Here is a 24,117-nt window from a genome sequence, read left to right on the forward strand (position 1 = left end):
GGGCAAATAATGGTCAGCATTTTACGTAAACACAAAAGCGAGTTCCTCCATGCGTGATTATGGCAAGGTCTATACCCGCTTTTGGCTAAAGCAAAATGTTTTGTCCTGGAGTGACTCAGCGAAGTTGCTAGGACTGTATTTGCTTACATGCCCACATTGTAATTTGCTTGGCTGCTTTCGACTGCCGATTGGTTACGTTGCTTCTGACTTGAACTGGGATGAGCAACAGGTTGCCAAGACGTTAAGTGAGTTAGAACAAGATCAGTTCCTGATTCGTTGCGAGGCATCTGGTTGGACTTTGATTCGAAGCTTTCTGAAGCACAACCCAATCGAAAACCCAAACCAAGGTAAGGCAGCCTTTCGGTTGCTTAAAGATGTACCTGCCGACTTCATTGGTATGGCATCGCTTTTGAAATCTCTTGCCGCTTTTCAAGCTCGGCTACCAGAAGAATTTTCATCATTGTTTATGCCTGATGGCAACCCGGTAAGGGACTCTCAACGGTCGGATGACTCTGAGAGAAGCAATAAACCAACAGTTAAAACTGTTGACCACATACAGTTTGAAGACTTCTGGGATGTACAAATACGCAAAGAAAAAAAGCGAAAGCCAAAGAAGAATGGCTACGCATGGGCCTCAATGAAGACCATGAACTCGCCTTGGAAGTGCTAACACGCTGGAAAGAGCAACGAGACAACCGATTACAGTATCAAGATCGGACTAAGACCCCTATGCCACATAACTGGCTTTTAAACCGGCAATGGGAAGACGAGTACGTTCGCATTGATGAAGTACAGCAATCATCGACGAGCCTAAAGGGCAGCAATCACCAATTGAATATTGAAGAAAGCAATCGCCGCATTGCTGAAAGCTGGGCCGGACCAGGTATTCGGGAGGTTCGTTCAAGTGCAGGAGGTTGATAAACGCGAGTTTGCTGAAGTTTGGGGAGCAGCTTGGGCCATGTATGGCAAAAGCGTATCACCACAATTGCTATCCATCGCATTTGAAGCCCTTCGTGCTTATAGCATTGAAGAAGTGCGAATCGGTCTGACTCGGCATATTCAATCACCGGATACTGGGCAATTTTTTCCAAAGCCCGCTGACGTCATCAAGCATATCGACGGCAACTCAGGTTCAAGAGCCATGGTTGCTTGGAACAAAGTTGACAAGGCTGTTCGTCAGGTTGGCGCTTGGACATCCGTGATGTTTGACGATGCGCTTATCCACCGCGTGATTTCAGACATGGGTGGATGGGTTGAACTCTGCAAGGTTGATGACAGGGAATACCCCTTTAAGCAAAAAGAGTTTTTAACACGCTACCAGGCTTACTTGCTACGGGACGAAGTGGGTGAATACCCAAGGCTATTACAGGGTATTGCAGACCATCAGAACCAGCAAAAAGGATTTGATATGCAAGCGCCTGTTGCCGTAGGCGACTGGTCAAAAGCGGCACAAGTTTATACGAGAGGCATCGCCGACTTTAGCGCAGTGCCATTAAAAAGAATAAGCCCGAAAGCCATTCAGGCGCTTCTCGGAAATCAATTAGAGGACAAAAATGAAAACGATTAAAGCAAAAACCATTGCCCTAGTGATAGCCATGTCCGCAAGCACTTCAGTCTATGCGTTTCCGGGCTATCAGTGGGAAAAAGCAGCACAAAGCGTTGGTATTGATCCAGTCATGCTCTACGCCGTTGCCTTGGCTGAGTCGGCCTCACATCGTGGTCTCAACATGACCAGTCCATGGCCATACGCAATTCGCAATGGTTCAAACGCAACCTACGCCAAATCTAAGACAGAAGCAGAGCAACTGTTAAACCAGGCACTGCAAGAGACTGAAAAATATCAGCTCGATATTGGCCTTATGCAAATCAATTTGCATTGGCATGGGCATCGGGTGAGCTCAGCAGCGGAACTGCTAGACCCCATCACCAACCTTACGGTCGGCTCAAGTATTTTGGCCGAAGCAATCAAGTCTTCACCAAATGATTTAGAGCTTGGCATAGGCCGCTATCACAGTTGGAACGAAGAGCGTGCACGCTGGTATGGGCAGAGAGTGCTTTCTATCTATCGCAATATTTTACATGAACTGGAGGTCCGTCAATGACAACCAATCAACAAGACTTCTATCAATTAAATTTGGCGTACCTACACGCAGCACGAGAATTGGCGCGAATTGATCCGCAAGAGGCCGTCTTGCGCTTTGGACTTACACGCGACGTAGTTGATGCTCTGATTAATGCTGGTGTTGACGACCTGCAACGAGTGGCGACCTCATCATTCATGCTGTTTCAACCAAGGGGTAACCAAAGCCAACTGATTGAGATGGTGAAGAGCAAAGGCACAGGTATCCCAAGAATCGCTTATTTATTATCAACCCTAAACAACAAGGGGGATTCATGATTGATAACCTGTCCAAAAGTGAGCTATTTACCCGAGCCTCGCTGCTTATTAAATACGGATTTCGAACAACCATCATCGCGCTCGATACAGGTTTGCCAATCCACATTATCAGAAGGCTCCACAAAGAAGTGACTGGCAAGTCACCTTGTCCTGGTCAATTGCCAGAATCTGATGCCATCGTTAAAAGTAGAAGAGCCTTAGTTGAAGGCTCTCTGCTGATGGCGCTTTATGTCAATATTGGTGGTGACAATGTCTACAAGCAATTAAATATTGATGCTTTGATGAAGGCTTACGATGCGTACTTGGTTGCAAGAGAAGAAGCAGATCTTCCAGCTGAGATCCCATGGAAAAAACTGACCATCAATGAAGGTTGGGTTCTAGCTCGTGATTTAAGGTCACAGCTTGCATCCTTACACCGTTGTCGATGCGGTAGTCTGTATTTGACGGTATCTCAACAGCGCATTCAGCTTAAATGTCCTGTGTGTGAGATTATGGCCGAGCAAACCACTAGAGCACTTTTTGAGAACTAACATGCTGATGCATGATTTGATTGTGCACCTCCCGTGCACTTTGAGAGTACTAAGAAGATGACAAACTTACTTAAATCTTTACCAGCACGCTGCTGGTTTATATCACTGGGACTTTTTCTGGCGACTTTGGCTGCGGCTCATTTTTTTCCATCAGAAATATTAACGGCATCTGCCAAGTTAGCGGCTTTGCCATTTCTGATCTGCACCATCGTTTTTTTCGGCTACTTGGGATTCAAAGCGACCTGTAACCCCATCGGCCTAATAGCCATCATCACGATGCTTTTAGCAATCGCATATTGGCAAGCGAGTTGGACAATTGTTGGTTTGGGACTCTTTTTCATAGCTATTTGTACTGGAATTAGATTCTTGAGTAGCCAAGTTAAAGATTCGGGTAGAACTTTGAGCATTGAAGAAAAATGGTATTGGTATAAGCTCCATTCGTTTTTTGATGGCTTTTATCCAAGGTATCCCAAAAAGCCAAAAAAATAGCCAGCCCACCACAAGCTGGCTACCTTCTATTTTCAGTTCCTTCCTGATGCCTGGTTATAAGCCCTAATATCGATCAAGTTGTTCTGAGCATAATCTCCCGCAAGCGATGCATTTGAGATCACCGCTATCTGCTTATCCACAAATGCTTTATCTTCTTCGGACACACTGTCAGGAATGTAAGCGCCACTCTCATCCTTTTGACGATACTCATTTAGCATTTGCTCCCTTAGACCTAGCATTTCAGGCGCCCAACTCGATGAGTCTTCAGAGTTGAATACGCGTCCCGCCAAACCTTCATTGAAAGCTTGAGCGAACACTTGACTTTGAATCGGGGTCAATCCCATTCTCTGCCCTTCGCTGTATGCTTCCTGTTTGAAATCATCGGCATACTGTTCTAAGAACTCACCATATCGATTGTTAACTGCCGCACCAAATGCCCCCGCCAACATGGCTTCAGACTTAGTGCCCCAGTTTACTTCGGAGGCATACTGCGAACTCGATCCACTGTATGCATCATTAAACGCCGTCAATGGATTTTCCAAAGAGGTTCCGGCATCAACGGCGGCTTTTAACCCATCCCAGGTTGATTTGCTGGCCACCGTTGCGTTGTGCAAGAAACCTCGTGAGCCAGGATCTTCAAGCGCTTGTTCTTTGTAACTCTCATAGTCTTCGCCAAAGTGATTCAAGGTATGCAGAGCTGCATCAGTATGCTTGCCACTGAAATCACCAATAGCACTGGCGCTGTTGAAGAACATTTCAGCACCAGAAACTCCGCTATCATCAGCCATAATGCGTGATCGCCACTGAGATCCAGCTTCACTGTTTAGTCCAGATTGATAGGTACTTGTGTCAGTAGCTACGGCCTGCTGAGCTTGCTGCTGATGCGCATTCAACTGTCCATCTATACCAGACAGATTGGTTTGGTAAGCCGATTGAGCTGCGTTGAACTGAGTTTGAACTGTTGCAGCATCCTCGTAGCCGCCCAATACACCCGATTCAACTTGGCTTTGAGTACCACCAAAAGTAGGTGCAGCTGATGACAAGCCTTCATTAGAGCGCGGTTGAATTGATCGTAAATCGGCTCCGGTAGCCATGGCCATAACAGTCATTGCTGCTTGATAATCATTGTCTCGTTCAGCGGGCGTTGAGGAGTTGCTATAGGTTAAAGACTCCATAGCTGCGGCCACATACGCCTGATTATCATCAGGTAGCAAGCGCTGATACATTGGAAGGTTTTCACGTAATCGGTTACCTGCTTCAACATGCTGGTTCATATAGCGACCTAAATAATCCATGACTTCAGGATTATCCGCTGCTAATCGAGTTAACGTCGCACCATCCGTGTTCCTTTGTCCTGATAGACTGTAGCTGGCCTGATCAAGCTCACTAAAACGGTTTGATGCCGTGATAACGTCTTGTGCTGAACTCTGAAGTGACTGATAGTCTTGGTTAGACAACGACATTTCAACGCCAGAACGTCTTGAATCTGAAAGGTCCTTAACCATCGCATCGCGATACTCAGCACGTCGTGAATCACTTGATGCCAAGCTATGCATCTCCCCAGTGAGCGTATTTGCGGTCGTAGATCGAGAACTGCCTTCTGACGACTCAACTTGGCCACTAAAGTTACCACCTAAATCCAGCCCTGCTCGTACCCTTGATAGTTTTGGTACACGAGATGAGTCTGGCTTATCGACTCCTGGCAAGTTGCCCTGTGGAGAATCATTGCCGCCAGTACCAAGAAGCCTTCCAAGAAAGCCCTTATCAGCAACTTCTTTCTCACCGGGATTAGTAATGGTTCCATCGCCACCGACCCTTAGGCCTCCCGATAGCACGCCCGATACCAAGCCACGTACAGCATCTTTTTTATCGTCTCCAAAACCATACCGAGTTTGCAGGTCATCAGTAACCTGATTAACAACGGCGCTAGATGCGGAGTTAGAAGAACCAATCTGACGTCCAACCGAAGAAAGGTTGTCGTAACTTAGCTTTTCACCAAAGGTTCGACTCATGGTATTGCCAACCTGACGGCTAAAGGCTTGAGTTGCCTGAGTCATGGATTCTTTTGCAGAGCCGACCATTGAACCCACTGCGTTTCCGACAGAGAAACTGCTTAGTAGGTTTGACGCGCCGGTCATAGCAGAACCAGTGAGGGCTGAATTTTGGAACATTGACTGTGATTGCATTACCGGGGCATTTTTCGCGACATCTGGACTTGCCAGCTTTTCATCAATGGCATCACCGTTTTGTAGACGCCCAGCCAAGTGGGTAGCGGTTATTGCTGAGCCATAAACGAGCATGAGCGAAATCGCCGGAACACTCGACGCCAACATGCCGCCAGTAGCTATCCAGGTTTGCAGCACTGAATCCATCTGCATCATCCCAGCAAAAGATGGCACTTCTGTACCTGCAAAGGCATCAAGAGCAGACATTTTCCCTGCAACGGTTAAATGAATATACAGGTTAATGATGGCCATGACAGGCATCCAAAGTTGAATCCAAAGCAGGATTAACAAGTACTTCCCAGCCATTCGCATCCCTATTTGGCCAAGGGCTATCACAAAGGCCATCAATGGGGTGATGGCGTAAATGAACCCCTCAAAAAACGTCATCATCGGACGAACGATACTCTGGAACAGGGTCTGCTCCGCCGCCCATTGCGTATTACGCTGCTCAATCGCTTGGTTAACCATAACGGCTGCGGTGAAAGCTTGATCATCCATATACTTTCCCGTCACGCTTTGCTCATAAATAGGCAAAAGCACTGACGCGGTCATATACTCTTGGGTGTTAACCGAAGCCAAACCAAGGTTATTCAGTGCATTTCGGATCACGTCATCAGTGTCCGTTGCTGACGAAGTCCCCAATGAGGCTGACAGAACCTGTTTAAGCCTTGGAATGAAGGTTGATTCTGTCATGAGTTTCAGTTGGCTATAGGCATCGGTGCAGTCCAGATCGCTACTGCTACCACTGAGCATGATTCGAGTGCCATAAATGCGCGAATCAAACCTAATCGCTGTCATCGGGTTAGGATCACTCAGCACCTGATCGAGGTTCTTTTGGCCGATGTCGATACCAATCAAGGTGCACTCTTTGATGTAGTAAAACCACGATTGCTCGATATCCGAGCCGCCGACACGATTTGCATCACCCAACCCAGAGCGATCCATCACCTGTTTTCTCACTTTAATCAGTGACTGTAAACTGGATGCAAAGCCGTATTCCGTCATGGCGGGAGTTGAGAACGCCGTTTCAAACAATCGCGTGATTTGAAAGCCAACAGTCGAAATCGTACTGCCTGCGGCAGCAACACCGATGGGCACATTATCAACCACTCGAACTTGTCCCGTGTACGCATCCTCAATGCTCACTCGGGTACTGGGCCCAAACATGGTTGCAAAGACTAGCCATGAGACTAAAACGTGTTGAAAGTTAATCCCTCGACCACCTTGCATTAAGGCCTGAACAGAGACCATCAATACCCCAATGAGCAAGCCAATGCGAACCATTGAAGTAAAGTCGCCTGTACCAGTAATCATCGCGACAGCGTTCAAGACCTGCTCTAAAAAAGCCGAATCCCCGATGGAATAGATTTCCCACATTATCTATTCCCCCAGCGCCGTAGATTTAACGGTGTAATAACGCTGTTTGCGAATGGTCTGAATCACCTGGTTAAAATGCGCCAGCAACTCTTGCTCTGAGCCGTATCTTCGCTGCAACGCAGCGTACTCCTCATTGATTTGGCGACGTGCACGTTCAAGGTCTTCCGTTAACAACTTCGCATAGGCATGATCTTCCACACTGGAGGTACTTCTAGCTGCATTGAGCATGTCTTCAACCAATGCTCGGGCCATCTCAACAGCAATAAATGGTGCCGCTCTTGAAGCAAACGACCTAGCGGCCCCTTCATTTAATGCAGAAAGTGTTCGAATCATGCCGCCAATGCTCGCGGGAGCCGAGGTCATAAAAGCCTTTTCGGTGGTGCTAGCAGCCCCTGTATTTCGAGCAAATTTAAAAATAATGCCGTTACTAGAACCTGTACCTAGAAGTAAATTTTCGACCTGAGTTGATAACCCGGTTAGGGTCACGTTAGCGATTGTCGGATTTAGACAGCCGTCTTGTGTCACTGTGTCACATCGGTACATAGCGACGTTACCGCCATGAATTAGATGCTCAATAGTCACTTTATTGCCATTCAGCCTGGTCAGTTTTGGGGCTTTACCTTGGCCATCAGCGGCATTAGCAAGATCACCAACAATGATCGAACCAGTCACCGACATAACCGCTTCAAGAAAACGGTCATCCCCCGATGCAAACCAGCTTGATGCCGAGTGACGTTTCAAGGCCCGCCAAACCAAATTACCTTTAATCGTTTTGTTCACATCAGATGCCGCGACACTCGAAGCGTTCTCATATGGGTTCTTACCATTGGATTCACTCCAACTGGTAAAAACGTCTCCAGCCCCTTTAAGTGAGCTCAACATGCTGGCTTCTGTTTGCCCCTTTTTACCAAAAGCAGCCAGGGTATCGTTCACAACTCCCTGAGCCATTTGACAGGAATTGCCAAAATATTCGTTCAACTGCTGGATTTTCTTTTGCAGTGTCTCCATGTGCTGAGAGCATTTCTCACACATAGCACTGAGCGCTAATTGGAATGCGTATCCCTTGGCGTTTGCAGCAACAGAACGAAGTAATTGAACAAACTGATCTGCATTAACAAATGACAAACTTCCAGCGAACATATCAATGCCGCCACAACCGGCTTGAAATGACGGAGGCACCATAGAGACGAGGTTCTCGTTCATGATCCTGTTACGAACAACAACACTTCCGCCAGATATAACTCCACGCCGCTGACTCTCGAATACACCAGGCGCAGTGGTGTTGGTCATTGAACCAAACAACTGATTCATCTCCTGTTGCAAGCTTGCTTGGCTCATAGATGAAAAACCAATCGCAAAGGCGATTAGCGATACTCGTAATACTTTTTTCATCGTTATAACCCTCCTTGTGCACGCAGATAGCGAACAAGGAACTCAGGATCCTGTAATATCTTCTCGTTAAGCTCTTGGGCTGACATCGCAAGTGACACGCCGGGCTGAACAGGTCTAGTGGCATAGTAAGTTTGATCGTCAATCCAACCAGCTTGATGGGCTGCAAGAATGATTCGATTATTGAGCTCATCAAGGCTCATTGCGCCTTGGCCAATCGAAGTGATGACGTTAGGCGGATCAACTAAGAACACGGCAGGGACAGTCGTAACGGACAATGATTGAGCTTGTCCTGAATCGACTTTGTAATTGGGAAACTCTCCACCGGGTAAAGGCAAGCCATCGACAGCAATAGCAAACACCTCGAACCCATAGTTCAAGGCTATAGATTCGATGATAGGCGCTTGAGCATGGCAATAAGGGCAATCCGAACGATAGAAAAAGAACAAGCCTGCTCGCTTCGCTACTTCACCTAAAGCAACATCACGCTGAGCGCCAGCTTCTCGATCCATCCGATTGGCGGCATAAGTCGCCAAGGGTCTGCGACTGATTTCATCCAAAACTGGATCGCCAATTACCACCTGCTGACTTACATCAGCAAATAGTGAGCTCTTATCCATCATGACGCGCTGGAGATACAGATAGGCTCTGACGTTCTCATTCGTCGGCTCATCAATTGCCTTGTCCATAAACGATTGCATATGCTCTCGGAACCATGCGGCACTGAAGGGCTTTAGTTCGCTCTGACTGGACTCCACGACACCAGCTTCCGGCTCTATCAGCTCATCAGGCAGTTCAGGTTCAGGAATGACCTGATACCAAAACCAGCCTTCCTGACCACGCTGATAGAATGGCCCATCACTGGCATGGGCGGGCAAAATGAATAGAAAGAAAATAATGATTGGGATGGTCACCCATAGGATGAACCAAGGTAACAAGGGGGTTCTCATTGTCAGCTCCAGAAATTTCACAGAGCTAACATGCTAAAGATCCCCGTTAGAGCGATTGGCCAGATAGATGAAGGAATCGTGTGTGTTTCTGACTATCAATTATTTATTAGATACTGACTTCACCTAATCAGAGTTACTTTTCACTTCAAGTATGCTAATTGCCTTCCAGCCCCATTCTGACCTTTTCTTATTGTAATTTAGAACTGCATAGCCAGTTACAAAGTCGCCATCAATAATGCTATTTTCTCTTATCAAAGGCGGTGGAATGAATATTCCATCATCGGTGAACCCCATACCATTTTCTTCTCGAATATCGTCGCTAAAAGGCTTCAAGATGCTGCTTGGAATCGGGTTTGTTGTTTTGGAAGATGTAAGTACCCTGTAACGGGTTCCTTGCCTGCTCGTGTACTTGGCTAAACGTAATGAAATTGCATCGCCTTCTTTGAACCTTTCAGACAGATCTGAAAAATGAATTACGCCATCAATTGTTCTACTAATCATAAAGTGTATTAGCTTTTTGCTTGTATTGACGTGATCTACAATTCCAATTTGCTGCTCGAAAATATCCCAGTGATCATTTGATGATCGATGCTCAATTGCATACACTTGGAAGCGGTTTTCTCTATCAAGCTCGCCCTTGATTTTTAACGCGGCCCCTGGTTTACCAGCATCAAAAGTTAGTTTTGATTCAGGAATTGTGACTTCCATCGGTAATGAACTTGATTGAACGTAAAGTTTGCGTTTAGCTTTATCTTTTTTTCCTTCGATAAAAAATTTGTCGCCTAGCACTGCATTTATCCATGGTAAATCACTGTATAAAAGCTCCTCTGCATGGGTGGCTTTATCTAAGTAGAGCTGATGATTCGATTTACTGCTGATAGCGCCTTGATACCAAGTACTGCGCATGAGTATCTCTGCTGATTCAGGGATTTTTTGATTGTTCTCTGATCGATAGTTGACAAGTTTATCAATTTCCAATTTGGCTTCTGAAGCTAGGCCGATTTTTGAAAGGAGTTCCGCAAGCTTGATTTTAACTTTGCCAACAAAATTAATATCTTTTGAGCAAAGTAATGCCTTGCAGTAACAAGAAATTGCCAGATCGAGAGAGTTTGATTGATGAATATCTCCGAGAAGCTCCCATGCCCAGTAGTCGTTGATCTTATTTTTGACAACTTCTAGACCATAGGAAAAAGCTTCATTACTTTGCTTTGTTGCCATCAATGCTCTGGCCTTGCTCAGTTTCAGCCAGATATTATCTGGGTATCTATTAATACAATCATTGATATAGGGGAGTAGATAGATTAATTCTTCGTATGCGTCATTCGTGAAGGAATCTTTACTGGCGTGTTGAATAACACGTTCTGCTAGAGACGGGTATGAATTTCCGTCATCGGAAATATATGGGTCATAGTCCTCAGGACGAAGATTTTCTAAACCCCATATGCGAGCAAAAGCTCCCATATTTAACTTGCCTTCTTTAGCTATTTTGTCTGCTAGTTGAAGAATGCAAGTGTGCAACAAAGATGGTTTTTCCGTGTTTAGTTTGAGGTAGTCATTAATGAACCTTTTCGCGCCATTGAAATTGACCTGCGTTTGTTCTGTCATGGCTTTTGCGACACGGTATAGCTCCCATGCTAAACCGGTTTGAACATCAATAGATTGATCTCCATTATTGTATATCCGTTTATAAAGATTTAACGCTCCATGATGATCGCCTTGCTTGCTTAATGATTTTGCTTTGAGAATTTCTTGGCCATTGGGGTTGCTGAGCCTGAGTGCATACTCTCTTTGATCCGTTAGTATTTTGTCTGATGCATCAATATTCAAGTTTCGAAGTTGATCAGAGTAGTGGTGAATGTTTTCACTTTTTCCAGATTGTGCGTCTCTTTTAATTAAATCGATTACGCACCAAGCAAAAGCCTTTATATCCCATTCATCATTATCTGGCTTATTAATTAGCTCAATCGCCATTTTGTAGGCTTCATCAAGCTTGCCTTCCTTGCGAGTAGAAAAAACGTCCCTGCTAGTAATCACGAGCTAAGTCCTTCAGTTATAACAGTCTGAATTTCAGAAACTAACGTATCTGATGTGCAGGAATTATTAACGGGTGCGTACTTGGTGAATTGATTTTTCCCGTTATAAAAAATGTCAATCACAGCACACTCTCCAGATTGAATAAATGTGTAGCGCTGTTTCCAATCCATTGACTCAACATTGTTGATCTTGATTCCTAGCGCACTCACAAGAGGTGTAATCCTTGAGTGAAATTCGTTCAGAAACTCTTCGTTGAACGTGAAGTCAGAGTCCGAATCTGAGGTCTCTGGAACAATGAGTATTCCATTAATAGGAGAAAGTATGTCTAGTAACCTAAGGCCAAGGTCTGATTGTGTGGGGGCGGTAATTCTCGTAATTTTTCCCTTACCGTTATAGCCGATATCTATTCGCGTGATCTCATTATTTACTTCAAAAAAATAAACTTCTAGGTACTGACCTTGGCTAACATCTTGGATCTTTACGTCGGATCCCTTTAATAGCCTTCGAACTCGTCCTAATACCTCAAGTGAAAAGTTTGCATGGGGTGGAATGCCGAAGTTATTGTCTTCTTCTGTGTCAATGGGGTTGTCGCTAGCGTTTATATGTTGATGGTTTGACTTGGGAGTATTCTGGCTGCTTACCTTAGAGCTTAATATATTTGGAGAGTTAACAGCTTTGATGCCAGCACCAATCTTTATATTTGGCGGGTCTAAAAGGTATAGGTTTTTTGATGTTCTGGTGATTGCCGTATAGAGCCAGCGAAAATAATCAGCGGATAGCTGACTCTGATGTGTTTTACATTTTACAAACACGTGATTCCATTCGCTGCCCTGTGCTTTATGGCAAGTAATGGCGTAGCCAAACTTAAGCCTCAAAGCATTAAAATATGAATCTGATCGAAGGGTCTCTTTGAATTCCAAACTTCCGCGCTTTAAATGTGGATGACGGATACAAAAATCCAAATACAAGGCCTTGCTCTCGTCTGAAGTAAGACCTGGATGTTCGCTGTAAAGTAAGTCTTCTAGAATTTTTGCGTTGAAGAAATGTGGAGTTCCTTCTAAGTCTTTAAAGCCAATAATGACGTCTTTAAAAGCTAGCGAAACTGAAATCTCTTCAACTTCGTTCGTTTCTGAGTTCTTTCTGCGCAAGGTTATTTGTCTGCGTTCGGTTGGGCTTAAAATCTCTCTGACCAGGCCGAAGTCACCATTTGATATAAAGAACCCATAAGCATTACTGTTGCTTACAGCCATCACTTTATCGCCCGCAGAAACCTCTGGGTTATCTGGGAAAAAATGCTGTCTTATTTTTCGATTGTAAGCAGCGACATCAGAATTAGAATGCGCAAGGACTATAGACTCTGCATTAATTTTTCTATTGCAGGATTCAAGATATACATCTAACAAGTCTGCATGGCTTACGTTGATGATGTCTGGGAAGCTTGAGTCTATTGATAGCTGGTTAAATACCCCGTTCTTTAAAGATTTACGAAGGTTTATGGAGTTTAGCATGACTCCGCTACCTGACTTTTGACGAACAACTTCAGTCAATTCAAACAGAGTGCTTTTGATATTGTGCTCTCTAGATAGATACTTCTGGTCAAGAGCAGGAGAGAAATTCATCCCGACAGGTGGGAGCTGAGCATCATCGCCAATAAAGATTACTTTTTTTCTGTGGTCATTATGGTCTAGATTTACAAACTTGAAAAAGTCTCTGAGCAAGTAGCCAGTACCGAATCTAAAGAATTCTTCCTCATGATATACATCTGCAATCATTGACGATTCATCAACAATGTAGACAGTATCAGCAGACATTTCATTGACAGCCAGTTGAGCATAGAACTTAAATGTCTCAGACCCATCAAGGTTGTCTTCTTTATACTCAGAAATATCTTTGAATGAATAGATTGTCTTGTGAATCGTGTAAGCGGGAGATTGTGTTTTTTTAGCAATTACTTTTGATGCCTTTCCAGTAGGCGCGGCTAGGACATAGTTTCTTCCAATAGCCCTAAAGTACGTAAGCGATCTATAAACACCATTCTAGCCTGAGCCAGCACGGCCTGTCATAGTCGCCCCTCCATTTATCGAGGGCATTCCCATGAAAAAACAGCAATGGCAAACTCATGTTAAGGCGTACAATAGCAGCGGCCTATCTAAGCGGGAGTATGCTGACAGTCACAAGCTGGTTTATCACCAATTCGTGTACTGGTCTCAAAAATTCAATAAGCCCAAATCACCAAACGCATTTATTCCAGTCAATGTAACAGCTAAGGCTCAACTTCAGCCACAACCTAAAGCCGCACCCGATGTTCCACTAGGTGTCCTAGAATATCCCAATGGTGCACGTCTAGTGATTCACTCCCCTGAATTACTGGCACTGTTACCCAGCCTTCTCACGAGATAATCAGCCATGCTGTTACCGTTCAATACCACTATTTGGTTTTACCGGCAGCCGATTGACTTTCGTAAACAGATCGATGGCATTGTTATTTTGGTGGCTGATACGCTGCAAAAAAATCCTGTTTCAGGTCAGCTCTTCGTTTTTAGAAATAAAAAGGCCGACAAATTAAAAATGTTGTATTGGGAGTCGGGTGGTTTTTGGCTGCTATACAAACGTTTTGAAAAAGGGATATTTAAGTTTCCCGGTGTTGTCGACGAAGCAATGGAGCTGTCCATGCAGCAATTGCAGTGGTTGTTGTCAGGGATTGATTTTACGCAACAAAAACCGCCTGAAAAATGCCAATACACGCGGTTTTATTAACACTATTTTCACTTTTGACTATCAGAATAGTCTATAATAATAGGCATAAAAACACTGTGCAGTCCATCATGACCGACACTGAAAAATCCTTACAGCATCAAGTCGACCAGCTAACACTGGAATGCGATTTATTGCGTAAGAAGTGTCAACAATCTGATGATGCCTATGCAGTGTTAATGGATCAGCTGAAACAAATGCTACGCCACCGGTTCGGTCAAAAATCAGAGCGCTATATCGATCTCGAAAACCCTCAGCTGTCTTTGTATGGTGAAGTAGTTCTTAATGAAGCGCTGGATGAAGAAGATGAAGTCAGCGACAATTCCTGTGACAATGATATTGAGCGCCAGAAAAAACGTCGGGCCAAAAAATCAAGGAATGCCTTTGCTGCACATTTACCCCGTACAGAACAGCTAATCCCCGTTGATGCTCACGACAAAACCTGTCAGTGCGGCTGCCCAAAAAAGGTGATTAACCATGAGCGGCATGAACGTTTAAATTACCAGCCGCCCGTCTATGAAGTCATTGTCGAACTGCGTGAAGTAGTAGCCTGCCCTAAAGGTTGCGTGGGTGAAGTGATCACAGCCGATAAGCCTAAGCATATTCTTCCCAAAGCATCCTTTACCGAATCCGTGTTAGCCCACATTATCGTCAGCAAGCTCGATGATCGTCAACCGTACTACCATCTAGAAAAACAGTTTGAAAAAAGGGCGGGGTTTCGCTTATCTCGCCAAACTATGGCCCGCTCAGTGATTGATTGCAGTGATTCACTACAACCGCTAATCAATTTAATGAAAGACGAAGTGATTGACTATGATGTAGGGGCTTTAGACGCCACTACCCTGCAAGTATTAAACGAACCCGGACGATCGGCGTCCACAAAATCCTATGCGTACTGCTTTAGGGGTGGAGCACCCGGTAAAGACGTCATTCTTTACGAGTACAACGCCATAAAACACAAGCCCTTTGTTAATAATTGGTTTGCGGGTTTTAGTGGTGGGCTGCATTGTGATGGTGATCCGTTTTTTGATTTATTATTTGAATCTGAGGCGGTAAGCCCCAGTTTCTGTAACACCCACGCTAGACGCAAATTCGAGCCGATTGCTATCGCGTCAAAAGGGAATGGACTAGCCAAACAGGCGATGCGTTTTTATAAGCGCCTCTACAAAATAGAGCGCAAGGCCAAAGATGAGAAAATGTCACCAGAGCAACGCTATAGCCTGCGACAACAGTGTTCAAAACCACTGATGGCTGAATTTAAACAATGGCTTGATGAGCATTACCCGACTGTGCCGCCGAAATCATCGCTGGGTAAAGCTTTTGCCTATACCCTTAAGTTTTGGGATGGCCTGTGTGAATTTCTCAACGATGGTCGCTTAGAAGCGGATAACAATTTGACGGAACAGGAAATCAAACCCTTTGTCATTGCCAGAAAGAATTTTATGTTTTGTAGTTCGGTGAAAGGTGCTGAGGCTCTGTGTCTTCATTTTAGTTTGATTAGAACGGCCAAGCGCCATGGATTAGACCCTTATCGATATTACCAGGAAATCCTAGAAGCGATTCCTCACTGCCAAACGGTGGAAGACTACGAAGCATTGCTACCCTGGAATATTGCCTTAGAAAAAGTGGGTGCCATCAATCTCGCGGCCTAACGCTATAACGAAACCTACATCTCGTAGGTGGTTGATCTTTAACAATGTGTTTACTTTAGGGGGTACCGATATTAATACAGGTGCCCCTCTAATGTTGTTATATGTCAGTAGATATAACGGGCTGATACACTCATCGCCATGAAATAACGCAAGGATGCGTTGTATGATCCAACCAAGGCCGGAAGGGATGTCTGGCGGTGATGTGTTTAGCTATGCCCGACACCGACCAGAGCAAACACTGCTTTATCAACTCATCGAGCGCTATTGGCCCGAGTTTCAGTCGCATCTCAGTGAGACAGACCGTTACTTGCCTCGCCATGTCGCACGAGAATTTGATGAGTACCTCGAATGTGGCAGGCTCGAAAATGGGTTTCTGCGGGTCCGCTGTGAAGACTGCCACCTTGAACACCTGGTAGCTTTTAGCTGTAAACGCCGAGGCTTTTGCCCCAGCTGTGGAGCAAGGCGAATGGCAGAAACAGCAGCGCTGTTAGTCGATGACGTCTTACCTTACAAACCTATCCGCCAATGGGTACTCAGTTTTCCATACCCGCTGCGATTCCTTTTATCCAGCAACCCTCTGGTCATGAGTAAGGTGCTGGGCATTGTTAACCGAGTCATTTCAACGCACTTGATCAAAAAAGCGGGGGTTAAAGCCACACAAGCACAAACAGGCGCCGTTACTCTGATACAGCGTTTTGGCTCCGCGCTAAATCTCAATGTCCATTTTCATATGCTCTTCATTGACGGTGCCTACCAAGAAAAACACAACGGCCAATTGAGATTTCACCGAGTAAATGCACCTACAGCCAGCGAACTTAATACTTTAGTCGCTGCCATTAGCCAGCGCGTTGCAGGTCATTTGGAGCGCCAGGGTTTATTGGTGCGCGATGATGAAAGCAGTTATCTGACACTAGATTTACAAGACGACGATGCGATGCATCAGCTTCAGGAACACTCCATCACCTATCGAATTGCAGTGGGCCCACAACAAGGCCGCAAGGTCTTCACACTACAGACAATCCCATCCTGGGAAGATGATGATTTTGGTACAAACCAGGTCGGTAAAATCGCCGGTTTCTCCCTGCATGCTGGGGTGGCAACAAAAACACGAGAACGCAAAAAGCTGGAACGCTTGTGTCGCTATATCTCCCGCCCGGCGGTATCAGAAAAGCGACTGGCACTGACTTCGCAGGGCAAGGTCAGGTATCAGCTAAAGACGCCCTACAGAGATGGCTCGACGCACGTCATCTTCGAGCCGTTAGATTTCATGGCGAAATTGGCAGCCTTAGTGCCGAAGCCACGCGCAAATTTGACGCGGTACCATGGTGTACTGGCCCCTAACAGCAAGCAGCGTATCTTTGTTACTCCCGCTAAACGTGGCAAGGGCAACACTCAAAAGCAGGGCGTGAAGGACGATGAGCCTGCGCTGGTTGATTGCCATCAAAGCATGACGTGGGCCGAGCGGCTTAAGCGCGTATTCAATATTGATGTCACGATCTGTAGCCGCTGTGGTGGTGCAGTGAGGATTATTGCCTGTATCGAGGACCCGTCGGTCATCAATAAGATTTTAGCTCACCTGGATGCGAAGTCTGGGACGCCCGCCACCGTGAATCAAATACCAGAGCCACGAGCACCGCCACAAGAGAGCTTGTTCGATTAGGAAAGCAAGGGAGAGGATGATAGGTGCTGCTCAAGGATGAGGTCGGTAGGATAGGTTGCGTGTCGGAATGCGCAAAACGCTAAAAAGGCCGGCGCATTATTGATTTGTGCTTAATCATTGTGCAGCTAATGGGTTGATAATAACTTGGCGATTGCTAATAGCCTGTTTTTTATTGTAGATTGGGAAGATGACGGGGGTATTAAGAAGATGACGGGGGTATTAATCCTACCTATACCCCTGACCCATAACGCTTAGTAATTTGGCGGGAATACTCTAGGTCTTTATCACCCTCCAAAACTAAAGAGTCGGCAGAAGCATCTAATTTAAAATTAGGTAGATGGCTTGCCAGCCAACCCAAAATTAATACGGTCACTAGTAGCGTTATTAACGGCCTACGCAGGATCATTAGCTCGTACAGTGAAAATAGTTTTTTTGACATGGAGAGCATTTCTCTTGTTATTTTTAATAACGACATCTGACTTGAAGCGAAATACTCAATAGCGATTACGCTGATTAGTATTGCTTGTTGAGACAATAGTTACTTATCGTTTAGCGCCTGCAGCAGTTGGCCATGAATACCACCAAAACCACCATTACTCATGATAACAATATGATCGCCTGATTTAGCTTCAGCAACGAGGTTAGCCACGATGCTATCAACGGTGTTAAACACTTCTGCTCGGCCATCGCTGTCGGCTATGACTTGCTCTAACGACCAATCTAGGCCCTTGGGCTGATACCAAATAACACGATCAGCATCGCAACTAGCGTCGGCCAACAAGGCCAAGTGAGTCCCTAAACGCATGGTATTTGAACGCGGCTCAATAACTGCGATTAAACGCTGCTCACCAATTTTAGCGCGCTGACCAGCTAAGGTAGTAGCAATGGCTGTAGGATGATGTGCAAAATCGTCGTAAACACTAATGCCGGCGATCACAGCTAACAGCTCCATTCGGCGCTTAACGCCTTTAAACGTTGAAAGCGCCTGACAGGCTATATCGGCAGTAACGCCTACATGCCTAGCCGCTGCTATAGCTGATAATGCATTGCTAACATTGTGATTGCCGGTGTGAGACCAATGCACCTCGCCCTGTTTTTGTTGCTTTAAGAAAATAGCAAAAGCACTGCCATCAGCGCTCAGCAGTTGCGCCGACCAAGTTGTATTCTCTTGGTCAAAGACATCATGATGAATATTGGCAGCAGCGTTGTTTAGGGGTTTTTTACAAACAGCATCATCAATCGAACAACGCTCAACTTCTGACCAAAGCCCCTGAGAGAGAACGGTTTCTAAGTTGTCATTGCTCGCGGGCAACAACACCCTGCCCGTCGAGGGGATAGTGCGCACCAAATGATGAAATTGTTTTTGGATGGCCGCTAAATCTTCAAAAATATCGGCATGATCAAATTCAAGGTTATTAAGAATCGCGGTGCGCGGTCGGTAGTGCACAAACTTTGAGCGCTTATCAAAAAAAGCGCTGTCATATTCATCGGCCTCAATAACAAAAAACGGAGAGTCACCCACCCGTGCCGAAACACCAAAGTCGGCAGGCACACCACCAATTAAAAAACCCGGCGCCATATTGGCGTCTTCTAGAATCCAGGCAAGCATACTCGAAGTAGTGGTTTTGCCGTGTGTACCGGCAGCTGCGAGCACCCAGCGGTCTTGCAGCAAATGTTCAGATAGCCACTGCGGCCCGGAGGTGTATTTAAGGCCTTTATCAAGGATATATTCGACGCAAGGATTACCTCGCGACATGGCATTGCCAACCACAACAAGATCAGGCGCAGGTTCAAGCTGAATTGGATCAAAGCCCTCAACCAACGTAATGCCCTGCTCTTCTAGCTGGGTACTCATCGGTGGATAAACATTGCTGTCAGAGCCTGTAACTTGATGTCCAAGCTGGCGGGCCAAAATAGCTAAGCCGCCCATAAATGTCCCGCAAATACCCAAAATATGGATATGCATAATGATCCTTATTGTTACCCTTAGCAGCGACTCAAAAAAACGCTGTTTTTAAAGACCGCAAATAGTAGCACTCAGGTGAGACAAAACCTAGCTGACATGATGCAAACCGCACTCACCACTACACTTAGGAGAGCGTTTCAAAAAAACCGATAACTGCACATAGCAGTAACAATAGTGACTATAAAAAGCTGGGGGGAGTTAACAGAGAGGCTTAAACAATTTAAGTGCCCTACCCTAAGATCAAATCACCACTGACACTTTCTTCACGATAAGAGAGGCACGATTGAAGTGACCCAAATTGCTAAGCTTAGACAGTAGAAAACGAGCCATTAAAATCCACTTTCTCGAATTAAAACGGCCGCCACACGTTTGAATTGCTTAGGCAGCCATGCGCGGGCTTCACCTTGCACGGTGACATCGGCTAACCCCATTCGGGTTGAAACCGGCGGTTCGAGTAAACGGATTCTTACCCGAAATAATACCTGCTGCGGTTGGCGTTTATTTTTGCCGTGAACCACCGTATTGATCGGCCCACCCGATGCGGCATCGAGCATCGGGTGCGGCAAAAGTGCTAAGGGTGATATATCAACCGATTCGACCACACCGTCAATAAAATATGGCACTTGCTCTTTTAATTTAACCCGGGCCTTTGCCCCCACAATCACTCGCGCTATATCGTTTTCGGGCAGGTAGGCTTCGACTATCCAGGCGCTATTATCGGCGAGCACTGCCAATGGTTGATGTGATTTAACCCATACGCCGTTGGCCAAGTAAGGATCAATATCAAATAACTGGCCGCTAAAACTTGCTGTTAACACCAACCGCTGTTGTTCTTGTTGATATAGTCGTGCCTCGGCCAAGTAATGGTCATAGCGAGACATTAAGCCTGTACGCCGCTGCTCGCCGTTACTAACGCCCATTAAACCATTGAGTTCATGCCACGTATGCTCAGCTAGAGTGCGTGCTTTCATTTCTGAATGCGCGAGATCAGGTGAGCGCAATACGAACAAGGTATCACCTTGAGTGACCTGATCAGTCGATGGCAATTGCTGCAACTGGCCTGCTAATGGCGAAAATATGATTTGTTGCCGTGCTGAGTGAACCCAGCCGATACTTGAAATACTGGTATGCCAAGGTATCATCGCTATCGCCAGTAAAACGATAAAAAAACCTAACCAACGCTTTTTCTTAATCACACTCATCTCGCTACGTCGCTGCCACCAAACGGTCAACTCGGCCAATACCGGTCTGCCAATAAAGACAAAAAGCTCAATAATAAAAAGCGCGATACCTGCCAATTTAAAAAAGAAAAAATACACCAGCAATGCAATACCGATATAAACAAAAAAACGATAAACCCAGGTGAACAGTGCAAAAATAATCAGCCAAGGCCGCCAGTTTGGTTGCTCAGTGGCTGGCCAATCATCTTCAATACCCAGTAATGCACGCCTTAACCAAACCTTAGCCATGGCGGCTGAGCGCTCATGAAGGTTAGGCATATCGAGTATATCAGCCAAAATAAAATAACCATCAAAGCGCAAAAAAGGGCTTACATTAATCAATAATGTAAGCACCCAACTGGTCGTGGCAAGATAAAACATCGCCTCGCGCACGGCACCATTTGGAAGCAAACACCACGCTAGCGTAGCAATGATTGCCAAGCCGAGTTCGGCAATAATGCCCGCACTGGCGATCGCCATTCTCTGCTTAGAGTTTGATAGCTTCCAGCTTTCACTGGTATCGGTGTAGAGCATTGGGAACATCACCACCATGGCAACCCCCATATGTGCAACACGCACACCATAGCGAGTAGCCGTATAAGCGTGCGCTAGCTCGTGCAGCGCTTTAGCGATAACAAGGGCAATAGCAAAACCAACTAGGCTATCAAAACCCAGTTGATTTATTAGCGTTGCACTAAAAGTATCCCACTGACGACTAATTAAATAGCCGCCTAAAACAGCGAAAAAAACCAAACTAACCAACATCGCTTTTGAATAGAGCCAAGCAACATAAGGGTAGCTATTTTTGAGTAAGCGTTGCGGCTTAATTAGCGGTATACGAAAAAAAAGATAGTGCTGCAACAACCACTGAAAGGTATTTTTTTTCTGCTGCTGTGCTCGCTGCTGCAAAGCATTAGCGGTTTTAGAGTTGCTGGCTTGAAGCAAATTATGCTGTTGTAAGAAAACAATTAAACTTTCAATATCAGCTTCGTCAACATGGAGTGCTGTCTGTTGGTTAATAGCGGCGATTATCGCCTCGGCTGGGCCTGTATTCCATCGAACTAGCAACTCAAAATCTAACCAGCCAATTCGATAAAAACGATTAATAACTGGGTCTACTATCATCCATGCCGGCGAACCATCACTATTGGCCGCAGCGGGTAATAATTTTAGTTCTTCGCGCAACGCAGGCAGGTTTTCAATCACAACCCAGTGAACTCACGCACCGCAGCAATAGGCCGACGAAATAAATAATATCCCAATACTGTCCAGTCTGATGAAATCCGTGCTGTACCGCGAAGCCCCAAACGTGGCAAGTCTTTGCGCTCACTAAAATGACCAAATAGCGTATAAGCCGAAATACCTTCTGGGCTTTGGCTAGCCTGATAACTGGTCTGCAATAAACTGGCATCTAAAGGTGATAAGGGCTGGGTATGCAAAAAGACGCGAATAGGAGCGCCGATATCTAAATTAATCGCATCGGCCACCGGTAGCCAAATTTCGATGCCCGCATCTTCGGCACTAGCCAACTGCATAATACGCTCACCAATTTGAACCGGCCGACCGATCCAGTCATTTTTGTCGGCAAAAATAGCTAAACCTTTACGATCAGCTTTTACCGTGACTCTCTGCAACAACAATTCAACAGCGCCAAGCTCGGCCTCTTTCTCTCTGACCCTGCCCAGCGCTGATGCCAATTCAGCTTTGCTGCTGTAATCATTAAACGCTTGTTGTTCAGCAACTAATGCATCGGCTCTTGCAATGACTAGGGCTTTTAGCGCGATATTTCTTCGGCTTTGTAAAGCGCTGTCATCCAGTGAAAATAGCGCATCGCCTACCTCAACTTCGGCATTAGGCTGCACATGAATTTTGCCAATAACACCATCTATAGGTGAAGCTACGGCTTTGGCATTTAAGGCCACGACCTCGGCCGGGGCCAGTACCGATAAACGGATAGGGATAAACAACGCTAACACCATAGCCAATACAACCCAACGCAAACGCCCAGATTGAATAAACTGACGCAGCTTGCGAGCTAGGTTATTTTCACGTTTGTTCATCGCGCGATAACAGTAAGCATAACAATCGTGTAAACGATGCAATAAATCTAAATCTAATGGCGACCAAGTTTGCTCTCTAGCATACAGCACTAGCATGGCAACATTCTCATCAACATCGAGCACAGGGATAATCAGCAAATGTTCCGGTAACCACTCCAACCAGCCCGTCTGCAGATCTTCTCTGATGGATTCACTTTTAACCAACATAGATTGCGCTTGGTGATTGCTAATGTCTAAACTGGCAATCAACGACTGCAGCCAAATTGAAAAAGGGGAGTCTTCAACAATATTGGCTAAACCCGACGCCTGTCGCAGGCTAAATTGACCACTGATATTTTTGTCCATAATCAGTGACTGCCGAAACGGCGTAAGCATGTGAGTTTCATTTGCAATCACAAAGCATAATGCTTGGTTATCTTGCGCCGCCAAAGCGCGCTTTTCGAGATGTAACAAAACCGACAACTGAGTATGCTCGGCATTTTTTTTAGCTGTCGTGCGTGGGGGAGGCACAGGCTGATGAGTAGCGGCTTGTTTTTTTTCGGCTACTGGGGGTTTATTTGTATTCATAAAAATAACTTTTTAGAAGCGCCACTGAGCAATCAATATAAGCCAAGATTAATATTATGCTTGGGGTAATCACTCAGCGTTTAGATCAGCAAGCATTGCGGTACCACTCATGCCGGCTAGTAAGCCAGGATAATCCTCAATCATCCGACCTTCGATTTCAATTGTTTGGCTAACCGAGTCAATACGGCTGTTGATAGCCACTATTCTAGCTCGGTAACGCTTGCCGGTTTCGTCGATGGTGACATTGAACAAATCGCCAACCTGCAGGGAGTTTATTTTTTTTGAAGGTACATTAAGGCGGATTTTTAAGCGGCCATCCTTCACCAGTTCTAACAGCGGCTCCCCTGCCGCCACACTCATGTGGTTACTTACAAAGACTTTTGAAACCCTACCTCGCCAAGGTGATTTGACTTCGCAGTTTTTTATTTGCACGGCACTCAGCGCTAATTGCGCCCGTAATCTAGCGACTTCACTGGCTGCCAAAGCGACCTCGATGCTACTCGCCTGTTTTAAACCTTGCATTTTCACTTTGCCTTCGTGTGACTCTAGGGCCCCTGCCAACTCGGCCTGCACCATATTGTTGCGAGCTATGGGCTCTTCACATGAAAATTTTAGCAGTAGTTTATCTTTATCGAACGAAGAACCCAACGAAACATTAAGCTGATTAATTTTAGCGGCCACCGAACTCGACAACACCGTTTCTTTTTCAGGTGCCAATAAAACTCTTATGGCAGCATGCCGATAATCAGTTTGCCGGGTCTGGCTGGTACTAGGGTAGTTATGAAGGGTTTGTAAAGCGGTTTTCCCAGCGAACTGGGCTTGTGCAAGTTGGGCGGTGAGCCCAAC

General features: G+C 45.6%; 20 protein-coding genes. 11 read left to right on the forward strand and 9 right to left on the reverse strand.

The features are described from left to right. Positions 1–49: 49 nt before the first annotated feature. The 7 genes from Q7C_RS02290 to eexS are packed head-to-tail and all read left to right on the forward strand — an operon-like array spanning position 50 to position 3,417. Entirely contained in the window at positions 50–670 is a 621-nt protein-coding gene (locus tag Q7C_RS02290; protein ID WP_476638828.1) for a hypothetical protein, read from the forward strand. Then, on the forward strand, positions 628–918 hold the full coding sequence (locus tag Q7C_RS14110; RefSeq protein ID WP_007105459.1) for a hypothetical protein: 291 nt from the start codon (positions 628–630) through the stop codon (positions 916–918). The genes Q7C_RS02290 and Q7C_RS14110 overlap by 43 nt, the downstream gene beginning before the upstream one ends. After that, the gene (locus tag Q7C_RS02295) at positions 905–1,567 is read left to right on the forward strand and encodes a DUF6475 domain-containing protein (RefSeq protein ID WP_007105460.1); all 663 of its coding nucleotides are present in this window, start codon (positions 905–907) and stop codon (positions 1,565–1,567) included. Before Q7C_RS14110 ends, Q7C_RS02295 begins: the two co-directional genes overlap by 14 nt. Beyond that, on the forward strand, positions 1,554–2,102 hold the full coding sequence (locus Q7C_RS02300) for a lytic transglycosylase domain-containing protein (protein ID WP_008843242.1): 549 nt from the start codon (positions 1,554–1,556) through the stop codon (positions 2,100–2,102). The genes Q7C_RS02295 and Q7C_RS02300 overlap by 14 nt, the downstream gene beginning before the upstream one ends. Then, positions 2,099–2,398: a flagellar transcriptional regulator FlhD gene (locus tag Q7C_RS02305; RefSeq protein ID WP_008843241.1), complete on the forward strand. Its 300-nt coding sequence runs from the start codon at positions 2,099–2,101 to the stop codon at positions 2,396–2,398. The genes Q7C_RS02300 and Q7C_RS02305 overlap by 4 nt, the downstream gene beginning before the upstream one ends. Further along, positions 2,395–2,928: a FlhC family transcriptional regulator gene (locus tag Q7C_RS02310; protein WP_000566753.1), complete on the forward strand. Its 534-nt coding sequence runs from the start codon at positions 2,395–2,397 to the stop codon at positions 2,926–2,928. Before Q7C_RS02305 ends, Q7C_RS02310 begins: the two co-directional genes overlap by 4 nt. Before the next feature lie 57 nt (positions 2,929–2,985). Continuing rightward, positions 2,986–3,417 (forward strand): entry exclusion protein EexS, encoded by a 432-nt coding sequence (gene eexS, locus Q7C_RS13450; RefSeq protein WP_008843240.1) that lies wholly within the window; start codon positions 2,986–2,988, stop codon positions 3,415–3,417. Positions 3,418–3,449: 32 nt separating this feature from the next. Here eexS and Q7C_RS02320 read toward each other — a convergent pair whose 3' ends face one another. The 5 genes from Q7C_RS02320 to Q7C_RS02340 form a co-directional block, all read right to left on the reverse strand. Beyond that, a complete protein-coding gene (locus tag Q7C_RS02320) occupies positions 3,450–7,019 on the reverse strand; it encodes a conjugal transfer protein TraG N-terminal domain-containing protein (protein ID WP_008843239.1) in 3,570 nt (1,189 codons plus the stop codon). A 3-nt stretch (positions 7,020–7,022) separates the two neighbouring features. Continuing rightward, positions 7,023–8,411: a conjugal transfer protein TraH gene (locus Q7C_RS02325; RefSeq protein ID WP_008843238.1), complete on the reverse strand. Its 1,389-nt coding sequence runs from the start codon at positions 8,409–8,411 to the stop codon at positions 7,023–7,025. Between the two features lie 2 nt (positions 8,412–8,413). After that, a complete protein-coding gene (locus Q7C_RS02330) occupies positions 8,414–9,358 on the reverse strand; it encodes a thioredoxin family protein (protein ID WP_008843237.1) in 945 nt (314 codons plus the stop codon). 123 nt (positions 9,359–9,481) lie between these two features. Continuing rightward, positions 9,482–11,392 carry a DUF7017 domain-containing protein gene (locus tag Q7C_RS02335; RefSeq protein WP_008843236.1) on the reverse strand — a complete coding sequence of 637 codons (1,911 nt, stop codon included), beginning with the start codon at positions 11,390–11,392 and terminating at the stop codon, positions 9,482–9,484. Then, the gene (locus tag Q7C_RS02340) at positions 11,389–13,392 is read right to left on the reverse strand and encodes an ATP-dependent DNA helicase (protein ID WP_151194710.1); all 2,004 of its coding nucleotides are present in this window, start codon (positions 13,390–13,392) and stop codon (positions 11,389–11,391) included. Before Q7C_RS02340 ends, Q7C_RS02335 begins: the two co-directional genes overlap by 4 nt. A 94-nt stretch (positions 13,393–13,486) precedes the next feature. Between Q7C_RS02340 and tnpA the strand changes: the two genes are divergently transcribed. The 4 genes from tnpA (at position 13,487) to Q7C_RS02360 (ending at position 17,458) form a co-directional block, all read left to right on the forward strand. Beyond that, positions 13,487–13,792 carry an IS66 family insertion sequence element accessory protein TnpA gene (tnpA, locus tag Q7C_RS02345; protein WP_008843234.1) on the forward strand — a complete coding sequence of 102 codons (306 nt, stop codon included), beginning with the start codon at positions 13,487–13,489 and terminating at the stop codon, positions 13,790–13,792. A gap of 6 nt (positions 13,793–13,798) precedes the next feature. Further along, positions 13,799–14,149 carry an IS66 family insertion sequence element accessory protein TnpB gene (gene tnpB, locus Q7C_RS02350; protein WP_008843233.1) on the forward strand — a complete coding sequence of 117 codons (351 nt, stop codon included), beginning with the start codon at positions 13,799–13,801 and terminating at the stop codon, positions 14,147–14,149. A gap of 68 nt (positions 14,150–14,217) precedes the next feature. Then, positions 14,218–15,798 carry an IS66 family transposase gene (tnpC, locus tag Q7C_RS02355; protein WP_008843232.1) on the forward strand — a complete coding sequence of 527 codons (1,581 nt, stop codon included), beginning with the start codon at positions 14,218–14,220 and terminating at the stop codon, positions 15,796–15,798. Positions 15,799–15,961: 163 nt separating this feature from the next. Then, the gene (locus tag Q7C_RS02360) at positions 15,962–17,458 is read left to right on the forward strand and encodes a transposase (protein ID WP_008843231.1); all 1,497 of its coding nucleotides are present in this window, start codon (positions 15,962–15,964) and stop codon (positions 17,456–17,458) included. A gap of 538 nt (positions 17,459–17,996) precedes the next feature. Here Q7C_RS02360 and mpl read toward each other — a convergent pair. The 4 genes from mpl to Q7C_RS02385 all read right to left on the reverse strand — a co-directional run bounded on the left by mpl (position 17,997) and on the right by Q7C_RS02385 (position 23,988). Then, complete coding sequence (mpl, locus tag Q7C_RS02370) at positions 17,997–19,424, reverse strand: UDP-N-acetylmuramate:L-alanyl-gamma-D-glutamyl-meso-diaminopimelate ligase (protein WP_008843230.1); 1,428 nt, start codon at positions 19,422–19,424, stop codon at positions 17,997–17,999. A gap of 329 nt (positions 19,425–19,753) precedes the next feature. Then, a complete protein-coding gene (locus tag Q7C_RS02375) occupies positions 19,754–21,850 on the reverse strand; it encodes a site-2 protease family protein (RefSeq protein WP_008843229.1) in 2,097 nt (698 codons plus the stop codon). Further along, a complete protein-coding gene (locus Q7C_RS02380; RefSeq protein ID WP_008843228.1) occupies positions 21,847–23,271 on the reverse strand; it encodes an efflux RND transporter periplasmic adaptor subunit in 1,425 nt (474 codons plus the stop codon). The genes Q7C_RS02375 and Q7C_RS02380 overlap by 4 nt, the downstream gene beginning before the upstream one ends. 69 nt (positions 23,272–23,340) lie before the next feature. Further along, positions 23,341–23,988: an efflux RND transporter periplasmic adaptor subunit gene (locus Q7C_RS02385; protein ID WP_238532334.1), complete on the reverse strand. Its 648-nt coding sequence runs from the start codon at positions 23,986–23,988 to the stop codon at positions 23,341–23,343. Between the last annotated feature and the right edge of the window lie 129 nt (positions 23,989–24,117).

It is taken from the genome of Methylophaga frappieri, assembly GCF_000260965.1.
GTDB lineage: Bacteria > Pseudomonadota > Gammaproteobacteria > Nitrosococcales > Methylophagaceae > Methylophaga > Methylophaga frappieri.

Bases quoted from the DNA above. Each gene is read 5' to 3' on its own strand.
- Q7C_RS02290 (WP_476638828.1), top strand. From the start codon at position 50: ATGCGTGATTATGGCAAGGTCTATACCCGCTTTTGGCTAAAGCAAAAT.
- Q7C_RS02360 (WP_008843231.1), top strand. From the start codon at position 15,962: ATGATCCAACCAAGGCCGGAAGGGATGTCTGGCGGTGATGTGTTTAGC.
- Q7C_RS02310 (WP_000566753.1), top strand. From the start codon at position 2,395: ATGATTGATAACCTGTCCAAAAGTGAGCTATTTACCCGAGCCTCGCTG.
- mpl (WP_008843230.1), bottom strand. From the start codon at position 19,424: ATGCATATCCATATTTTGGGTATTTGCGGGACATTTATGGGCGGCTTA.
- Q7C_RS02320 (WP_008843239.1), bottom strand. From the start codon at position 7,019: ATGTGGGAAATCTATTCCATCGGGGATTCGGCTTTTTTAGAGCAGGTC.
- Q7C_RS02300 (WP_008843242.1), top strand. From the start codon at position 1,554: ATGAAAACGATTAAAGCAAAAACCATTGCCCTAGTGATAGCCATGTCC.
- Q7C_RS02380 (WP_008843228.1), bottom strand. From the start codon at position 23,271: ATGAATACAAATAAACCCCCAGTAGCCGAAAAAAAACAAGCCGCTACT.
- tnpC (WP_008843232.1), top strand. From the start codon at position 14,218: ATGACCGACACTGAAAAATCCTTACAGCATCAAGTCGACCAGCTAACA.
- Q7C_RS02325 (WP_008843238.1), bottom strand. From the start codon at position 8,411: ATGAAAAAAGTATTACGAGTATCGCTAATCGCCTTTGCGATTGGTTTT.
- tnpA (WP_008843234.1), top strand. From the start codon at position 13,487: ATGAAAAAACAGCAATGGCAAACTCATGTTAAGGCGTACAATAGCAGC.
- Q7C_RS02330 (WP_008843237.1), bottom strand. From the start codon at position 9,358: ATGAGAACCCCCTTGTTACCTTGGTTCATCCTATGGGTGACCATCCCA.
- tnpB (WP_008843233.1), top strand. From the start codon at position 13,799: ATGCTGTTACCGTTCAATACCACTATTTGGTTTTACCGGCAGCCGATT.
- Q7C_RS02305 (WP_008843241.1), top strand. From the start codon at position 2,099: ATGACAACCAATCAACAAGACTTCTATCAATTAAATTTGGCGTACCTA.
- Q7C_RS14110 (WP_007105459.1), top strand. From the start codon at position 628: ATGGGCCTCAATGAAGACCATGAACTCGCCTTGGAAGTGCTAACACGC.
- eexS (WP_008843240.1), top strand. From the start codon at position 2,986: ATGACAAACTTACTTAAATCTTTACCAGCACGCTGCTGGTTTATATCA.